This is a genomic window from Mesorhizobium alhagi CCNWXJ12-2 (assembly GCF_000236565.1).
GTDB classification, from domain to species: domain Bacteria; phylum Pseudomonadota; class Alphaproteobacteria; order Rhizobiales; family Rhizobiaceae; genus Allomesorhizobium; species Allomesorhizobium alhagi.
The window spans coordinates 1-2,645 of the sequence record NZ_AHAM01000006.1; the positions used below are offsets into that span (position 1 = coordinate 1).

A 2,645-nucleotide genomic window follows, 5' to 3' on the forward strand; every position below is an offset into this window, starting at 1 on the left:
AGAAATCAGGCCGCGTGCGAGGCCTGCGTGTCGGAGAGCAGCGCGTGGATCGCCGCGGCGTCTCTCGTTCCGCGGATCTTCGCCACGATCTCAGCGTCGCGCAAAACCCGCGCGATGCGCGACAGCGCCTTCAGATGATCCGCGCCCGCGCCTTCGGGCGCCAGAAGCAGGAAAACAAGGTCGACGGGCTGGTCGTCCAGCGCCTCGAAATCGACGGGCGCATCGAGGCGCCCGAACACGCCGGTGATCCGCTTGACGCCGGCCAGCTTGCCATGAGGGATCGCGATGCCATTGCCGACCCCGGTAGAGCCCAGCCGCTCACGCTGCAATATGGTGTCGAACACCTCGCGTTCCGGCAGTCCGGTTATCGCGGCCGCCCTTTCGGCCAGGAGTTGCAATAATTGCTTCTTTGAATTCGCTTTGAGGGCCGGCAATATGGCCGGCACTTCGATCAGATCGCTGAGATCCATTCCAAAATCCTTTGCTCGTCCCGTCCGCCTCAGGTCCCCTCACCCGTGGTCGTGCGGGAGACGCGTTTATCCCTGCGCGACTTTTGTCGTCGAGGGGTCGATCCAGCCGATGTTCCCATCGGGCCGGCGATATACGATGTTGACGTGATCGCTGCCGGCGTGGCGGAAGACGAATACCGGACTGTCCTTGGTGTCGAGTTCGATGACCGCAGAGGCCACCGACATTGTTTTGAGCGCCATGGTCGATTCGGCGACGATGGCCGGCGCATAGTCTGCAGGCAGGTCTTCGTCGTCGTCGGCGATCGGCGCCATGATGGTGTAGGCGATATCGGTAGCCCCGCCATTGCCCCCGGGGCCATGCGATTTCAGCCTTCGCTTGTAGCGCCTGAGACGCTTCTCGAAGCGGTCGGCGGCGACTTCGAAGGCCGCCGTCGGGTCCTGGGCGTCGCCGGTGGCCTGCAAGGCCGCCCCGCTATCCAGATGAATCATGCAGTCGGCGGTGTAACGTGACCCGGACTTCACAACCGTTACGTGTCCGGAAAATCCGCCGTCGAAATATTTCTCGATCGTTTCGTCGATGCGGGCCACGATGCGCGTACGGAACGCATCGCCGATATCCATGTGCTTTCCCGATATGCGCAGGGTCATATGAAAACCCACCTTCCTTGCTCAGACATCACTTTTTGAGTTTATACCCGTGGCCGAAGCGCACAAGCTTCACGGCGGTTCAAGCGCCGATATTAGGTCCGAACTTTCTGGTTAATCACAGGCCGTCTCCCGACGGGGTCATCTATGCGCGGGCATCAGCCCGTCCCATGCGGGCGGGCTTCTAGTCACTTCATCGCAGCTTGTCAATGAACGTCAAAACCCCGAGAAATCGGGACTGCGCCTACCTGCCGGCGCCCGCCATCGCGCGCTTTTCGCGCCGGCGCTGGACCGACGAGGGAATGTTCATACCTTCCCGATACTTGGCGACCGTGCGCCGGGCGATGTCGACGCCGTCCTTCTTCAGGATATCCACAATGGCGTCGTCGGAAAGCACGTCGACCGGCTGCTCCTGGTCGATCATCTGCCTGATGCGGTCGCGCACCGCTTCCGACGAATGCGCCTCGCCTCCTCCGGCCGATGCGATCGCTGCGGTGAAGAAATAGCGCAATTCGAACACGCCGCGCGGGGTCAGCATGTATTTGTTGGCGGTGACGCGGCTGACGGTCGATTCGTGCATGCCGATGGCGTCAGCGACGGTGCGCAGATTGAGCGGACGCAGCTGCCGCACGCCGTGGAGCAGGAAGGCGTCCTGCTGGCGCACGATCTCCGATGCGACCTTCAATATGGTCTTCGCTCGCTGGTCGAGGCTGCGCGTCAGCCAGTTGGCGTTCTGCAGGCACTCCGACAGGAAATCCTTCTCCGTCTGGTTCCTTGCGCCGCCGGACACCTGCGCGAAGTAGATCTGGTCGACGAGAACACGCGGCAGCGTCTCCGCGTTGAGCTCGACTGTCCAGGAGCCGTCGCTGGCCGCGCGAACCTCGACATCGGCAACGATGGTGTCGGCGACGCCGCCGCCAATGAAGGCCGTGCCGGGCCGCGGGTCGAGCGCGCGGATCTCCGCCATCATGTCGAGCAGGTCCTCCTCGTCGACGCCGCAGATCTTCTTCAGGGATTGGAAATCGCGCCGCGCCAGCAGTTCGAGATTGGCGATCAGCGCCCGCATAGCCGGATCGAGCCGGTCGCGCCGCTGAAGCTGCAGGGCGACGCATTCAGCGAGGTCGCGCGCGAAAATGCCGGCGGGGTCGAAAGACTGGCAGACCGAGAGCACCTTGCCGACCAAGGCCTCGCCGGCGCCGAGACGCCCCGCGATCTCGGCCATGTCACCGCGGAAATAGCCGGCATCGTCGAGTCCCTCGGCTAGGTCGCGCGCGATCAGGCGACTGGCGGGATCGGCGAAGGCGAAGGCGATCTGCTCTCCGACATGGTCGCGCAGCGTGATGGCCGCAGCGGCTATATCCTCCATCTCGAAAGTGTCCGACAACCCGCCTGCGCCCGTGCCTGCCGATTTCCACTGCGCCGTGAGATCGGGGCCGAGGCGCTGAGTCGCGCCGGGATCGTCGGGGAAGACGTTTTCGAGCGATGAATCGAGCTTCTCGGCCATCGCCTCGGCGCTCCACGCCGGCTGGC

General features: G+C 63.8%; 3 protein-coding genes. All 3 read right to left on the bottom strand.

Annotation, left to right across the window (positions count from 1 at the left end):
- Positions 1-5 precede the first annotated feature (5 nt).
- Positions 6-470 carry a PTS IIA-like nitrogen regulatory protein PtsN gene (gene ptsN / locus MAXJ12_RS00395; RefSeq protein ID WP_008833742.1) on the bottom strand — a complete coding sequence of 155 codons (465 nt, stop codon included), beginning with the start codon at positions 468-470 and terminating at the stop codon, positions 6-8.
- A 66-nt stretch (positions 471-536) separates the two neighbouring features.
- Entirely contained in the window at positions 537-1,118 is a 582-nt protein-coding gene (gene hpf / locus MAXJ12_RS00400) for a ribosome hibernation-promoting factor, HPF/YfiA family (RefSeq protein WP_040584471.1), read from the bottom strand.
- 241 nt (positions 1,119-1,359) lie between these two features.
- On the bottom strand, positions 1,360-2,645 hold a 1,286-nt coding region (rpoN, locus tag MAXJ12_RS00405), incomplete at its 5' end, for an RNA polymerase factor sigma-54 (RefSeq protein ID WP_008833744.1).

Excerpts from the sequence above, each read along its gene's own strand:
- ptsN (WP_008833742.1), bottom strand. The coding sequence starts at position 470 with ATGGATCTCAGCGATCTGATCGAAGTGCCGGCCATATTGCCGGCCCTC.
- hpf (WP_040584471.1), bottom strand. The coding sequence starts at position 1,118 with ATGACCCTGCGCATATCGGGAAAGCACATGGATATCGGCGATGCGTTC.